Source organism: Streptomyces sp. MMS24-W38 (genome assembly GCF_059889265.1).
Window position 1 is genome coordinate 5665810 of the sequence record NZ_JCBCPP010000001.1, and the last position, 14043, is coordinate 5679852.

The window sequence follows — 14043 nt, forward strand, 5'->3', positions numbered from 1 at the left end:
GCCCCGCCCCACAGCACCCAATCGGACCTCGGACGATCGTCCGTACCGGGTCCGACGAGGGAGTTCCGACGAGGGAGTACGGCGCACCGGCACCTGGGGAGGAGCCGACCCGGAGATGTCCCTGATCTGCGATCGGAGCATGGCCCGACGGGGTCCGGAAGGTGCAGGATGGAGGGGCACGGAGTGCTTGTTGTCACGTGCCCGTCGCCACCGAACCGACCCTGCCTGGAGGACCGGATGATTGCCGAGACCGTCTGTGCCGCCGTCTCCGCGGCAGGCCTGGGCATCGCGCTGGTCACGGCGTGGCGTAAGCGCTTCCTCGCCGCGACCCGCATCGCCGCCTACTCTCTCGTTCCCATCGGCCTGGTGATGACCGGCGTCGTCAAGTGGCTGGCCGACACCGCCTTCAGCCCCACGGCCTGGGCCGGCTTCGGGCTGCTGGGCCTGGCCTGGGTGCTGTTCATGACCACGCGAGCGGTGGAGCGCCGTCGCGGCGGCACACGCGAGGAGCGGAAGGGACGCAAGGAGCGCCGCTCGGCCGAGGCGGCCGCTCAGCCCGGGGCGGTGGCCCCGAAGGCCTCGGCGCCCTCACTGGGTCAGGGCTCCCGCCCGGCGTCTCGGCCCGCGGCCGGGGGCGACGACGACTTCAGCGACATCGAGGCGATTCTCAAGAAGCACGGCATATGAAGGTGCCGCTCCGCAGGTGACGGGTGTGACGCGGGGCCGGACCGGGAAAACGGGGGCCGGACCGGGAAAACGGCTGAAACGTCACAGTCAGTCCCGGAGCGCCCGTAAACGATCGCGATTCGGGCCGTAGGCCACGGAATCGGTTAACTCGCGTTCACTACCTGAGTGGTGATCGCGTCGGGCGCTTCCGATGCGTCATGATCGCCGAGAGATGCTGGACACGACACAGAGCGAGGCCGCGCCGCCGCAGGAAGAGCCGCGCGGATGCCTCTTCGCCCTTTCCCAGCCACCGCTGATGATCTTCCTTGCGGTGATCGGGTGTCTGCTGCTCACGGCTGCCCTGCACGACCTGCTGTGGCTGTGAGCCGTACCCGCGGTACCCGGCGCCACCCGTCGGGACCGCGTCGGCACGGCATCAATTTCCTTCCCGTACCTACGCCGGGCCTGCCGGGTCCATCAGGCCCGCCCGTATCCCGGGCCTGTCCTACCTCCCGGCCCGGGGAGTCCGGCGGTCAGCCCGCCGCCTCCTTGCGCCGCGCGCGGTATGCGGCGACGTGCAGGCGGTTGCCGCAGGTGCGGCTGTCGCAGTAGCGGCGCGAACGGTTGCGGGAAAGGTCGACGAAGGCGTGCCGGCAGTCCGGGGCCTCGCAGCGCCGCAGCCGCTCCCGCTCACCGGCGACCACGAAGAAGGCCAGCGCCATTCCGCAGTCCGCGGCCAGGTGGTCGGTGATCGAGGCGCCGGGAGCGAAGTAGTGCACATGCCAGTCGTAGCCGTCGTGGTTCGTGAGCCGGGGCGTGGTGCCCGCGGCCGCGACCAGTTCGTTGATCAGTTTGGCGGCGGTGTGGGCGTCGGGAGCGGCGAAGACCGCCGCGAACCGTCCGCGGAGCCTGCGCACCGCCGACAGGTCGAACTCCGTGAGTACCCCGACCTCACTGACCTGGTGCGAGTGCACGAAGCTCTCGAGCGCCGCGACGTCCGGCAGCCCGTCCGGTGCCGAGTCGTCCTCCGGTGCGGTGTTCACCAGATCCACCACGGTGTCCAGCGCGCACCGGGTGTCGTGGGTGATCAGCACGATTCGCTCCCTGGCCTGAGGGTCGGGCGGGCGCCCGCCGATGCTGGCCGATGGTAGTGGCTCCTGCGACCCCCGACCGCTGTCCGGCCCGCGCACGGCTTCGAAACGCGACGCGGAAAGGCCGGCCAGGGCTCCCGATCACCCGCCCGGCCGGGACGTGGGCGCGACACAACGGCGCCGCCCGCGGTGCCCCGCGGCGTCGGCGCCGTTGTGTGCCGTCGCACGGCTGTCAGGGCCCGCGCCGTCTCCCCGAGTCGACGGCGCCGGGCGGTTCGGTGAGCCCTCCCTAGCTTTCCGCCAGGATGTGTGAGAGCTCCTGATCGAGATCGAAGTGCCGGTGTTCCGTGCCGGGAGGCACGGCGGCGTCCGTGCGCTTCAGGAAGGACTCCAGAGCCCGTGCCGGGGCCTCGAGCAGGGCCTCTCCCTCCGGGGAGCTCAGGGCGATGCAGACGACGCCCTGACCATGACTGCGCGATGGCCAGACGCGGACGTCGCCGGTGCCCGTGGGACGGTGAAGTCCCTCGGCGAGGAGGTCGCGGGCGAACACCCACTCGACGGTTTCCTCGGCTCCGGTATGAAAAGTGGCGTGCACGGCGTAGGGGTCGGCCGTGTCGTACCGCAGGCCTGCGGGGACAGGCAGGGAGGACTCGCTCGACACAACGAGGCGCAGGTGCAGCTCGCAGCTGACCGTGGTGTTCATAAGCGCCAGGGCCTTTCGCTCAGTGTGCGCTCGGGGATTCGCACGTCGGCGAAATCGACATGCCACCTACGGTGCCGTTGTAAACCCCTCTGGGTGTTTTGCATCGGTATACGTAACTCAACCGGCCGAGAGGGCGTTCGCCCGGTGCGCCCGTTCCGGTGACAGGATCGGCTCCGGTAGTGTTTGGCGGTATGAACACGGGGAGTGACTCACCCGGCGAGGCGGCCATGACGGCGGATCGGGCGGGAACGGACGGGGCGGACCAGGTGAAGGACGGGCGCGCGCTGGGCTCGCGGGCGCCGGCGTTCGTCCAGGCGCGGCGCGCCCTGCACCTGAGCTGGCAGGTCGGCGTCTTCATCGTGGGACTCGCGGTGGTGGCGGCCGGGGCCGCCATGCTGGTGCTGCCCGGGCCGGGGTGGGTGGTGATCTTCGCCGGCATGGCCATCTGGGCGACGGAGTTCGTCTGGGCCCAGTTGGTGCTCCGGTGGACCAAGCGCAAGGTCACCGAGGCGGCGCAGCGAGCCCTCGATCCACGGGTGCGGCGCCGGAACATCGTCCTGACCTCGATCGGCTTGGTGATCGCGGCCGCGTTGACCGGGGCCTACCTGTGGAAGTTCGGCCTTGTGATGCCCTGGAAGATCGAGAACCAGTGAGCCGGGGTGGGGTGCGGCGACCGGTCCCCCGCCCGTCACGGGCACTGGCTGACATGGGGTAATGTTCTTCCTGCGTCCGGGCGATTAGCTCAGTGGGAGAGCGCTTCGTTCACACCGAAGAGGTCACTGGTTCGAACCCAGTATCGCCCACCGGATCGCGGTACGGCCCGGCTCACCGACGGTGAGCCGGGCCGTACCGCGTTTGCGCACGGGGGCGGCGCGACCGTCCGTCCGTGTCGTCTGCGTAGCCTTTCATCCAACCGTGACCTTCCCGGGCCCGTGTTCCGGCGGGCCCTTCGGTGTTCGGTCCGTCGGTCACGCCCGCGCAGGCCTGGGTCTTTTCGCCCCCGCCCTCGTAGGGAGCGGAGGTCGTCGCCGGCCGCGCCCGATCGCCACGCCCGGTAATTCCTGTCCGAATCATTGACGCGCTCGTGGGCCCTCCGTACCTTGTGCCAGCAAGCGCTTACTTGAAACGATTCATGAGGCGGATGCGACGTCGCGGGGAGGCTCGTGTGCAGCAGGGCGCGAACGGCGCGAACGGCGAGAACGCGGAGAGGCGGGCTGAGGGGCGGGTCGGGAGGCGGGCGGTCCTCAAGGCGGCGGGCGCCTCGCTGGCCGTCGCGGGCCTGGGTGTCACCGCCACCGCCTGCGGTGGCGGCAGCGGCTCGGGAGGCGGGACGGTGACGCTCCGTTACTCGTGGTGGGGTGCCGAGGACCGGGCCGAGCGCATCAACAAGACCATCGCGCTCTTCGAGAAGAAGCACCCGAAGATCAAGATAAAGACCGACTTCCAGCCGTACACCGACTTCTGGAAGAAGTTCAACACGCAGGCCTCCGGGGGGAATCCGCCGGACGTGTTCCAGAATGCCGTCGGATTCCTGCGTAAATACGACGCGAAGAACGTTCTGCTCGACCTCAGCGGGCAGGTCGAGGCCGGCAACCTCTCCATGGACGGATTCCGGGCGGACCTGGAGAGGTTCGGTGAGATCGACGGCAAGCTCCTCGGCGTGCCCGTGGGTTCGAACTCGATGGCCCTGGTCATCGACAAGCCCGTCTTCACCCGCGCCGGTGTCACACCCGAACAGGGCTGGACCTGGGACGACTTCGACGGGGCGATGGCGAAGGTCCGTGACAGAACCGGGCGGGCCGGGGACAGCGGCATGTACGGGGTCATGTACCTCTACGACCTGTATCTGCGGCAGAACGGCAAGGCGTTCTTCACCGAGGACGGTCTGGGGTTCACCGAGGCGGATCTCACCCAGTGGTGGACCAAGGCCGAGAAGGGCGTCAAGTCCGGCCTGTTCGCCGACCCGAGGAAGGTCTCCCAGATCAAGCCCAAGGCGGCGCTCTCCGCCGAACTCGCCGGATCCGAGTTCACCTGGGACAACTTCACCGTCCGCTACACCTCCGAGGGCAAGAGCGAGTACGGTCTCGCGCCCATTCCGACCACGGACGGCAAGAGGACCGGCCAGTACCTCGGCTCCCTGATGCTGAGCGCGTCCCGGCACACCCGGCACCCCGAGGAGGCCGCCCGGTTCATCGACTTCATGGTGCATGATCCCGAGGTTGCCAAGATCATGGGATACGACCGCGGTGTGCCCGCGACGCAGGCACAGTACGACGCGTACCAGCCGACCGACCCGGTCAACAAGGCGATCGCCGCCTACGAGGAGTCCCTCGTCGACGCGGGCGTCCTGGAGCCCATCACCCCGCACCCGAACGGCGCCGACATCTGCGAGGCCGCGTTCCTGCGCATCGCGGAGGAACTGGGCCTGGGCAAGCGCTCCGTGGCGGACACCGTCAAGCAGTTCTTCACCGAGTCGAAGACGGCTCTCGCCGGCTGATGGGAACCGCCGTGACACACGCCCCTGCGACGGAGGCCCCGACCCGGGACCCCGAGCCGCGGCACGGTGCGGTGAAGTCCCGGCGGCCCCGCCGCCCTGAAGCGGCGGGGCCGCCGGGAGAACCTGGCCGGCTACCTCTTCATGTCCCCCTGGATCGCCGGGTTCCTGCTGCTGACGGCGGGCCCGATGATCGCCTCCCTGTACTTCGCGTTCACCGACTACAACCTGTTCGACGCCCCCCGATGGATCGGCCTGGACAACTTCTCCGAGATGTTCGCCGACCCGCGCTGGCGCCACTCGGTGCAGATCACGCTCTGGTACGTGACCGTCGGCACGCCGATCAAGCTGATCGCCGCGCTCGGGGTGGCGTTGCTGCTGGCCCGGAAGCGGCGCGGGCAGGCCTTCTATCGGGCCGCCTTCTACGCGCCGTCGCTGATCGGGGCGAGCGTCTCCGTCGCCATCGTGTGGAAGGCGATCTTCTCCGACGACGCGATCGTCGACCGCGCGCAGAAGCTCTTCGGCATCGACGCCGGTGGCTGGACCGGCGACCCGGACCTGATCATCTACAGCCTGGTGGCGCTCACCGTCTGGCAGTTCGGCGCCCCCATGGTCATCTTCCTGGCCGGCCTGAAGCAGGTGCCGCGCGAGCTGTACGAGGCGGCCGACGTCGACGGGGCGGGCAGGCTGCGGAAGTTCTGGAACATCACCCTGCCGATGATCTCCCCGGTGCTCTTCTTCAACGTCCTGCTGGAGACCATCCACTCCTTCCAGATCTTCAGCTCGGCCTACATCGTCGGCGGCGGCGCCGGAGGCAACGCTTGCGGTCCCGCGGACGGCACGATGGTCTACACCTGTTATCTGTACGTCCAGGGCTTCGAGAACAGCCGGATGGGCCTGGCCTCCGCCATGGCGTGGATGCTGCTGGTCGCGGTCGCCCTGGTCACCGCGGTGCTGTTCTGGTCCCAGAAACGCTGGGTGCACTACGAGGAGGGCGGCCGATGAGCTCCCCCGATCTCTCGACTTCGCTCGATCCGGGGGCGCCCCCATCGACCACGGACGTCACACCGGCCCGGTCCCCGTGGGCGACGGCCTTCCGGCGCGGACTGCCCGGCTCACTGGCCTGGCACCTCGGGTCGCTGGCGATCCTCGCGGTGATCCTCTACCCGGTGATCTGGATCATCGGCGGGTCGTTCAGGAAGAGCGAGGACGTCGTCGGCAGCCTGGACCTCTTCCCGGGCGACCCGATCACCTCGAACTACACCAGCCTCGCCGACGGCATCGCGGACATCCCGATCTCCACGTTCTTCTTCAACTCGCTCTTCCTCGCGGTCGGTTCGGTGATCGGGATCGTGGTGTCCTGCTCGCTGACCGCCTACGCCTTCGCGAAGATCAGGTTCGCCGGCCGCAATCTGCTCTTCACGCTGATGATCGGCACGCTGCTGCTGCCGTACCACGTGCTGCTCATCCCGCAGTACGTGCTCTTCCGCAACATGGACATGATCAACACATACACCCCGCTCCTGCTGGGGAAGTACCTGGCCACGGAGGCGTTCTTCGTCTTCCTGATGGTGCAGTTCATGCGCAACCTGCCAAGGGAACTCGACGAGGCGGCGCGCCTCGACGGCTGCGGGCACTTGCGCATCTACTGGTCGATCGTGCTCCCGCTGTGCCGTCCCGCGCTGATCACCAGTGCCATCTTCACCTTCATCAACGCCTGGAACGACTTCATGGGCCCGCTGATCTACCTCAACGAGCCCGGCAAGTACACGGTCTCCCTCGGCCTGAAGATGTTCGTCGACCAGGAGGCGCTGGCGAACTACGGTGGCATGATCGCCATGTCCCTCGTCGCGCTCCTGCCGGTACTGGCCTTCTTCCTGGCCTTCCAGCGTTACCTCATCGACGGCATGGCCACGTCCGGCCTGAAGGGCTGAGGTGGACCGATCATGACCGAACCGATCATGGCCAAGGCGCGCGCCGAGGTCCTCCGGGAACGCGGCGAGTCACTGTTCACCGGCCGGTTCGCCCTGTTCGCCGAGTGCCTGCTCACCGGAGTGTGGATCGCGCTGGCATCGCTGCCGCTCGTCACCTGGCCCGCCGCGTTCGCGGCCGGATCGCGGCACCTCGGGCGCCGGCTCGCCCACGAGCGCGGCGGGCTGCGGGAGTTCGCGGCCGACTTCCGGTCGGCACTGCGCGGCGGGTGGCTCGTCGGACTCGCCGGATGGGCCGCCCTCGCCGTGGTGTGGGTGGACGTACGGGCCGTACGGGCCGGGCTGCCCGGTGGTGCGCTCGTGGCCGCCGTCGGAGTGTTCGCCCTGATCGCGGCGGTCGTCGCCGGGCTGCGTGCGGCGGCCGAGTGGCGGCCCGGCGCCTCCTGGCGGTCGCTGCTCGCGCAGGCCGGCCGCCGCACCGTGCTCGACCCGACCGGATCCTTCCTGATCGTCGGCGGACTGGCCGTGGTGGTCTGCTCCGCCTGGTTCAGCGCGCCGCTTGCCCTGCCCGTCCTGGGCACGGTCGCGGCGGCGGCCGTCGCCGTGGAGGAGCGCCACCGGCACCGTTGACGCGGCGGTGTCTTTCGCCTCAGGGCCGGCGTCCCGACGCCGCGTCTCTGCCTGTCATACCCCTGGCGTCACGCTGCGTCCCGCACGGAAAGGAAGGCCATGTCCCCATCCCCGCAGGTCCCTCGTCAACTACCCGGGGCTGAAGTCCCGGGCTTGCTGCTCGGTTCCGTCGATGGCTTCGACGGTTCCGGCCGCGTCCAGCTCTTCCCCCTTTTTTGCGTGTCGCGGTGCGTCAGGCGGTGAGGGTGAGAGCGGGGGCCTGTGACTCGGCCCCGCGGACTCACGCGTACCAGCCGCGGTGGCTGAGGTTGTGGGACGCGTTGTGGTCTGCGCGCTCGGCGAAGCCGCACGACCCGCAGGTGAACACGGCCTGGGAGGGCCGGTTGGCTCTGGCGATGTGATGACAGCGGGAGCATTCCCGGCTGGTGTGGGCCGGGTCGACGTGGACCACCGGCACCCCGGCGCGCTTTGCCTTGTAGGCGATGAACGAGCCGAGTTGGTGGAACGACCAGGAGTGCAACGTGACGCGCTGGGGCTTCCTCAGCCGTGCCCGCTCACGGATACCGCCCAGACTTTCCAGGGCGATGCCGCGACCGGTGCTCCCCCACTGCCTGAACGGCGCGGGAGGTACCCCCATCGCCTCCGCCACGAGGTGTTTGCTGATTTTGTGGTTGATGTCGCGGGCCCGCCTGGCTTCCCTGCCCGCGTGCTTCTTCGCCCGCCGCTTCGCCGACTTCGTGCCTTTCTTCTGCAGCTTGGAGCGCAGTGCCCGGTCGGCCTCGCGGCGGCGGGTGAGGTGCCGGCCACTGTGCCGGATTCCGGTGGAGGTGGTGGCGATGTCGACGATCCCCAGATCCACCCCGACGAACCCGGCCGGGTGCGTGTTCGGTTCGGCCTCGGCGATGTCGCAGGTCACCAGCAGGAACCACTGCCCGTCCCGGCACAGCGGGTCGGACTCGCCCTGCCGGTGTGCGGCCACCACGGTCAGCTGACCGGCCTCGCCGGTGAACGCCACCTTCTTCATCCGCCCGGACGTCGTCCAGATCGACACCGTGTGGTCCTCGTGCTGCCAGGACAGCATCCGGTCGTCGTACGGCTGCGCCGCCCGCTCGCGGAAGGCAACGGGCTTGCCCGAGGCCCTCTCGTACCGCTTCGAGCCCGGCCTGCCGTAGGTGCCCGCCCGGAGGTTGGCGCGCAGCGTGGTGTACGCGTCGCAGGTCTTCTTGATCGCATGCTGGGCGGCCTGCGCCCCGAGTCCCCATCGTGCCTTGGTCTGCTGGTAGGTGTGCTTGCGCAGGGCCAGGGGTTTCATCGCCTTCTCGGCGAAGACGACCTCGGCCGCCCAGGTGGCGGCCTCGTTGCAGGCACGCAGGGTCGCCTCCAGCGCCGCCGCCTGCTCGGGCGTCGGCAGGAGTTTGACCCGCACCACCAGCTTCACGATCACCGATCGTGGACACCCGCACGATGCCGCACCGCACGTTCCCCAGCGGCCACCCCATCGAGTGAAACCGGCACTCCTGGGGCCGACTTGCCCTGCCCCGCGAGCGAGGATGCGATTCCTCCCGGGGCCGAGGCCCCGTGTTCCTCGCAAGAATCCACTGAAGGTAACCGCCGTTGCAGGCGCCGCCGCCCAGGTCAGTTGGCCCTCGGCAGTCGCGACACCGCCGCCGCGCCCAGAGTTGAAACCGCCGCCGACGGCAACGCCGTACCCGTACAGTCCTGGCCGATTGCCCACTGGCCCGACGGCTCCCTCAAGTGGACCGCCCACGCCGTGAGTTCCGGCACCGGCAAGCTCACCCTGACCGCCGGCACCCTATCCCGGCTCTCCGCCGACGGCTTCGCGATGCGTAAGCGCACCAGGAAGGGCTATGGCTGGATCGGCGCCGGCGGCAGACGCGCCTCCGGCTTCGGCTACCAGGAGTCCGCCCCCTGGAAGAACGAGAAGGTGACCGGCCCGACCGCCCTGGTGGCCGGCAGTGAGGCCACCAGGGTGTCCACCAACGACACCGCGCTCTACGGGCCTCGCCGCCATCGAGAACCTGGCCCTGCTCGGCCACCGGATGCCGTAGGGAACCGCACGACGCGGGTGCGGGCGGGCACACTCCGTCCATGGACCGGAACCATTACCGCTTCCGCAGTCTGTGGACCCTGCCGGCGCCCGCGCCCGCCGTGTACCGCGCCCTGGAACGCGTCGAGGACTATCCCCGCTGGTGGCCGCAGGTGAGAGAGGTCACCCGGCTCGCCGACACCGCCGACGGGGGCGCGGGGATCCTCCGGATCCGCTCCGTGCTGCCCTTCTCCCTGGTGGCGACCGTGCGGGAGACGAGGCGCGACCCCGCGGCCGGAATCCTGGAAGTCGCCCTGTCCGGGGACATCGACGGCTGGGCCCGCTGGACCGTCACCCCCCAGGGCTCCGGCGGCGCCCTCGCCCGCTACGCCCAGGAGGTCGACGTCCGCAGACCCCTGCTGCGCCGTCTCGCCCGGCCGGGGCGGCTCGTCTTCCGCGCGAACCACGCACTCATGATGCGGGCCGGGCGGCGCGGCCTGGCCGCACACCTGCAAGCGGTTTGAACCAAGCGCGCCCGGACCTGTATTGTTCAGTCCGTTCCCGGGCGATTAGCTCAGTGGGAGAGCGCTTCGTTCACACCGAAGAGGTCACTGGTTCGAACCCAGTATCGCCCACCGGGAAAGCCGGTCCGCCTCAGGCGGACCGGCTTTTTGTGTGCCTCGACCCGTTTTCACGCGCTCCTGGCCGGGGTCTCACGCAGCCGTCGGCAGGTCCGGGCGCAGCGGCCAGGCCGGGTCCACCGCCTCCTCCGTGCCGTTACGGGCGAACCAGGACGTCAGGCCCCGGGCCTGGCCCGCGTGCCACACCGCCTGCAACGTGTGGAGCTCGCCGGGGGACAGGCGCTCCAGACGGGACGCGAAGCGGCGGCCCACCGCGCGGGTGACCTCCAGCGCCGCCGCCGCACCCGCCTCCGCGCCGGGCTCGCCCTCCGACGGGACGCCGTAGAGCGCGCACAGGTCGGTGAGCGTGCGGCCGCCCTTGCGGTAGCGGTCCAGATGCCTGTCGAGGACCTGCGGGTCCAGCACCAGCAGCGGCGTCCGCTCGAACCAGCGGCTCAGCGGCGCGGCCCGATGACGGCGCAACTCCCGGTCCAGCAGGGTGAGATCGAACGGAGCGTTCATCACCACCAGCGGCCGGCCCACCCCCGCCTGCTCGGCCAACGCCTCCGCCACCTCGTACATCACCGGTGCCGGCCAGCGGCCGTTGCGCTGCAGATGCTCGTCCGTCAGCCCGTGTTCCTCCGTCGCCGCGGCCGGCACCGGCACCCCCGGGTTGACCAGCCAGCGGCTGACCCGCGGCCGGGTGCCCGGTGAGTCCTGGACGACGACGGCGGCCGACACGATCCGGTCGGTTTCGACGTCCACCCCCGTCGTCTCCGTGTCGAAGGCGGCCAGCGGCCCCTCGTACCAGCACCTCATACCCACCAACCCCTCGCGCACCATCGGCAGTTGACGCCCAGTCCGCTGCCCGCTCCGGTGATACCCGGTCGGTGCGCGCCGTACGCGGGCACCGGCGGCTCCGTCGCTGCCCGTCGCTGCCCGGCTCCGTGCGGCCACAGGTACCCGCGGGGGCCGGACCGGATACGCGTCGATCACTCTCGGTGAGGACCCGTACCGCACCCGGTACGGGCCGGCGAGGCCGAGCGGGCCGGCCGCGAGGAATGATTTCGCACCTGACCGGTTCGGGTCGGTACGATCGCACCCGTGCGTGCGCTCAGGTATGGCGCCGCAGCCAAAGCCTTCAGTCAGGAGAGACCGGTGTCAGACGTCCGTGTGATCATCCAACGCGATTCCGAGCGGGACGAGCGCGTGGTGACGACGGGCACCACGGCCGCCGAGCTCTTCGCAGGCGAGCGCTCGATCATCGCGGCGCGGGTGGCCGGTGAGCTCAAGGACCTCGCCTACGAGGTCAAGGACGGCGAGACCGTCGAGGGTGTCGAGATCTCCTCCGAGGACGGCCTGAACATCCTGCGCCACTCCACCGCGCACGTCATGGCGCAGGCCGTGCAGGAACTGTTCCCCGAGGCCAAGCTGGGCATCGGCCCGCCGGTCCGGGACGGCTTCTACTACGACTTCGACGTCGACAAGCCCTTCCACCCCGATGACCTCAAGGCCATCGAGAAGCGCATGCAGGAGATCCAGAAGCGCGGCCAGCGCTTCTCCCGCCGTGTGGTCACCGACGACGAGGCCCGCGAGGAGCTCGCCGACGAGCCGTACAAGCTGGAGCTGATCGGTCTCAAGGGTTCCGCGTCGCACGACGACGGCGCGGACGTCGAGGTCGGCGCCGGCGAGCTGACGATCTACGACAACCTGGACGCCAAGACCGGCGAGCTGTGCTGGAAAGACCTTTGCCGCGGTCCCCACCTGCCGACCACCCGGAACATCCCGGCGTTCAAGCTCATGCGCAACGCCTCGGCGTACTGGCGCGGCAGCGAGAAGAACAAGCAGCTCCAGCGGATCTACGGCACCGCCTGGCCGACCAAGGACGAGCTGAAGGCGCACCTGGAGTTCCTCGCCGAGGCCGAGAAGCGCGATCACCGCAAGCTGGGCTCCGAGCTCGACCTGTTCTCCATCCCCGAGCAGATCGGCTCCGGCCTCGCCGTCTTCCACCCCAAGGGCGGCATCATCCGCCGGGTCATGGAGGACTACTCGCGGCGCAGGCACGAGGAGGAGGGCTACGAGTTCGTCTACACCCCGCACGCGACGAAGGGGAAGCTCTTCGAGACCTCGGGCCACCTGGACTGGTACGCCGACGGCATGTACCCGCCCATGCAGCTCGACGAGGGCGTGGACTACTACCTCAAGCCCATGAACTGCCCGATGCACAACCTGATCTTCGACGCGCGCGGCCGGTCGTACCGTGAACTGCCGCTGCGTCTGTTCGAGTTCGGGACCGTGTACCGGTACGAGAAGTCGGGCGTCGTGCACGGCCTGACCCGGGCCCGCGGCTTCACCCAGGACGACGCGCACATCTACTGCACCCGCGAGCAGATGTCCGAGGAGCTCGACAAGACCCTCACCTTCGTCCTGAACCTGCTGCGCGACTACGGCCTGACCGACTTCTACCTGGAGTTGTCCACCAAGGACGAGACGAAGTTCGTCGGTACGGACGAGGCGTGGGAGGAGGCCACCGAGACCCTCCGCCAGGTGGCCGAGAAGCAGGGCCTGCCGCTGGTCCCGGACCCGGGCGGCGCCGCTTTCTACGGACCGAAGATCTCCGTGCAGGCCCGCGATGCCATCGGCCGCACCTGGCAGATGTCGACGATCCAGCTCGACTTCAACCTGCCGGAGCGCTTCGACCTGGAGTACACCGCCGCGGACGGCTCCAAGACCCGCCCGGTCATGATCCACCGCGCGCTGTTCGGCTCCATCGAGCGGTTCTTCGCGGTGCTCCTCGAGCACTACGCGGGCGCCTTCCCTGCATGGCTGGCGCCGGTGCAGGCGGTGGGCATCCCGGTGGGCGACGCCCACGTGGAGTACCTGGAGAAGTTCGCCGCCGACGCGAAGAAGCAGGGCCTGCGGGTCGAGGTGGACTCCTCCTCGGACCGCATGCAGAAGAAGATCCGTACGCAGCAGAAGCTCAAGGTCCCGTTCATGATCATCGTTGGTGACGACGACATGAACGCGGGCACGGTGTCGTTCCGCTACCGCGACGGCTCGCAGGAGAACGGCATTCCGCGTGACGAGGCCATCGCCAAGCTCGTTGACGTGGTGGAGCGTCGCGTTCAGGTGTGACGTGGTCCCCGCCTGAGCGGGGGTGCTCCGATGCAGGAGATCCGGAACCGCGGACAGCGGTTGTGCTCCACGCCGATGCGGGATCGGCCCCCGGGGGGTGTTCCCCGGGGGCCTTTGCCCTTCCCCCACAGCGACGCCATATGCTGCACGCATGACGAGTGAGCCGGAGCAGCAGTTGGGAGTGGGCACGCAGGACGCGTTCCAGCGTCTGTGGACGCCCCACCGGATGGCCTACATCCAGGGCGAGAACAAGCCGAGCGGCCCGGGTGCCGACGACGGCTGTCCCTTCTGCTCCATCCCGGCCAAGTCCGACGAGGACGGGCTGATCATCAAGCGCGGCGAGCTGGTCTACGCCGTGCTCAACCTGTACCCCTACACGGGCGGGCACCTGATGACGGTGCCGTACCGCCACGTCGCCGACTACACGGACCTCACGACGGGGGAGACGGCGGAGCTCGCCGAGTTCACCAAGCAGGCGATGAGTGCCCTGCGCAGCGCCTCCGGCGCCCACGGCTTCAACATCGGGATGAACCAGGGCACCGTGGCCGGCGCGGGCATCGCCGCACACCTGCACCAGCACGTCGTGCCCCGCTGGGGCGGCGACACCAATTTCATGCCGGTCGTCGGCCACACGAAGGTGCTGCCGCAACTACTGGGTGACACCCGCAAGATGCTCGCGGAAGCCTGGCCGACGGACTGATCCGCGGCTGACGCCCGTACCGGCGG

Annotated in this window: 13 protein-coding genes, 2 tRNA genes and 2 pseudogenes; 13 read left to right on the forward strand and 4 right to left on the reverse strand. The window is 69.5% G+C overall.

The features are described from left to right. Positions 1–237 precede the first annotated feature (237 nt). Both AC6F7H_RS24770 and AC6F7H_RS24775 read left to right on the forward strand, forming a co-directional pair. Positions 238–687 (forward strand): hypothetical protein, encoded by a 450-nt coding sequence (locus tag AC6F7H_RS24770; protein WP_500759139.1) that lies wholly within the window; start codon positions 238–240, stop codon positions 685–687. Between the two features lie 211 nt (positions 688–898). After that, positions 899–1051 carry a hypothetical protein gene (locus AC6F7H_RS24775; protein ID WP_181383571.1) on the forward strand — a complete coding sequence of 51 codons (153 nt, stop codon included), beginning with the start codon at positions 899–901 and terminating at the stop codon, positions 1049–1051. 148 nt (positions 1052–1199) lie between these two features. Here AC6F7H_RS24775 and AC6F7H_RS24780 read toward each other — a convergent pair whose 3' ends face one another. Both AC6F7H_RS24780 and AC6F7H_RS24785 read right to left on the reverse strand, forming a co-directional pair. Beyond that, positions 1200–1760 carry a CGNR zinc finger domain-containing protein gene (locus AC6F7H_RS24780; protein ID WP_109379496.1) on the reverse strand — a complete coding sequence of 187 codons (561 nt, stop codon included), beginning with the start codon at positions 1758–1760 and terminating at the stop codon, positions 1200–1202. 286 nt (positions 1761–2046) lie between these two features. Beyond that, the gene (locus tag AC6F7H_RS24785; RefSeq protein WP_004002642.1) at positions 2047–2460 is read right to left on the reverse strand and encodes an SsgA family sporulation/cell division regulator; all 414 of its coding nucleotides are present in this window, start codon (positions 2458–2460) and stop codon (positions 2047–2049) included. 191 nt (positions 2461–2651) lie between these two features. Between AC6F7H_RS24785 and AC6F7H_RS24790 the strand changes: the two genes are divergently transcribed. The 6 genes and pseudogenes from AC6F7H_RS24790 (at position 2652) to AC6F7H_RS24815 (ending at position 7515) form a co-directional block, all read left to right on the forward strand. Next, a complete protein-coding gene (locus AC6F7H_RS24790; protein ID WP_500759140.1) occupies positions 2652–3113 on the forward strand; it encodes a TIGR02611 family protein in 462 nt (153 codons plus the stop codon). Between the two features lie 78 nt (positions 3114–3191). Continuing rightward, positions 3192–3263: transfer RNA gene (locus AC6F7H_RS24795), tRNA-Val, on the forward strand. A 362-nt stretch (positions 3264–3625) separates the two neighbouring features. After that, positions 3626–4957 (forward strand): ABC transporter substrate-binding protein, encoded by a 1332-nt coding sequence (locus AC6F7H_RS24800; RefSeq protein ID WP_500759142.1) that lies wholly within the window; start codon positions 3626–3628, stop codon positions 4955–4957. Next, positions 4957–5959, forward strand: a pseudogene (locus tag AC6F7H_RS24805) (carbohydrate ABC transporter permease). The gene AC6F7H_RS24800 and the pseudogene AC6F7H_RS24805 overlap by 1 nt, the downstream one beginning before the upstream one ends. After that, positions 5956–6888, forward strand: coding sequence for a carbohydrate ABC transporter permease (locus AC6F7H_RS24810; RefSeq protein WP_500759143.1), 933 nt, complete (start codon positions 5956–5958; stop codon positions 6886–6888). Before AC6F7H_RS24805 ends, AC6F7H_RS24810 begins: the two are co-directional and overlap by 4 nt. Positions 6889–6915: 27 nt before the next feature. After that, positions 6916–7515, forward strand: coding sequence for a hypothetical protein (locus AC6F7H_RS24815; RefSeq protein WP_500762031.1), 600 nt, complete (start codon positions 6916–6918; stop codon positions 7513–7515). A gap of 280 nt (positions 7516–7795) precedes the next feature. Here AC6F7H_RS24815 and AC6F7H_RS24820 read toward each other — a convergent pair whose 3' ends face one another. Next, positions 7796–8953 (reverse strand): RNA-guided endonuclease InsQ/TnpB family protein, encoded by a 1158-nt coding sequence (locus AC6F7H_RS24820; protein ID WP_500759144.1) that lies wholly within the window; start codon positions 8951–8953, stop codon positions 7796–7798. 112 nt (positions 8954–9065) lie between these two features. Between AC6F7H_RS24820 and AC6F7H_RS24825 the strand changes: the two are divergent. The 3 genes and pseudogenes from AC6F7H_RS24825 to AC6F7H_RS24835 all read left to right on the forward strand — a co-directional run bounded on the left by AC6F7H_RS24825 (position 9066) and on the right by AC6F7H_RS24835 (position 10197). Continuing rightward, a pseudogene (locus AC6F7H_RS24825) lies at positions 9066–9584 on the forward strand (RIFT barrel domain-containing protein). Between the two features lie 40 nt (positions 9585–9624). Continuing rightward, positions 9625–10086: an SRPBCC family protein gene (locus AC6F7H_RS24830; RefSeq protein WP_500759146.1), complete on the forward strand. Its 462-nt coding sequence runs from the start codon at positions 9625–9627 to the stop codon at positions 10084–10086. A gap of 39 nt (positions 10087–10125) precedes the next feature. After that, positions 10126–10197 (forward strand) — tRNA-Val (locus tag AC6F7H_RS24835). Positions 10198–10275: 78 nt separating this feature from the next. On the opposite strand, the gene AC6F7H_RS24840 is transcribed toward AC6F7H_RS24835, so the two are convergent. Further along, positions 10276–11001, reverse strand: coding sequence for a 3'-5' exonuclease (locus AC6F7H_RS24840; protein ID WP_500759147.1), 726 nt, complete (start codon positions 10999–11001; stop codon positions 10276–10278). Positions 11002–11340: 339 nt separating this feature from the next. Between AC6F7H_RS24840 and thrS the strand changes: the two genes are divergently transcribed. Then, entirely contained in the window at positions 11341–13317 is a 1977-nt protein-coding gene (thrS, locus tag AC6F7H_RS24845) for a threonine--tRNA ligase (RefSeq protein WP_500759149.1), read from the forward strand. A gap of 151 nt (positions 13318–13468) precedes the next feature. Continuing rightward, a complete protein-coding gene (locus AC6F7H_RS24850; RefSeq protein ID WP_500759150.1) occupies positions 13469–14017 on the forward strand; it encodes an HIT family protein in 549 nt (182 codons plus the stop codon). Positions 14018–14043 lie beyond the last annotated feature (26 nt).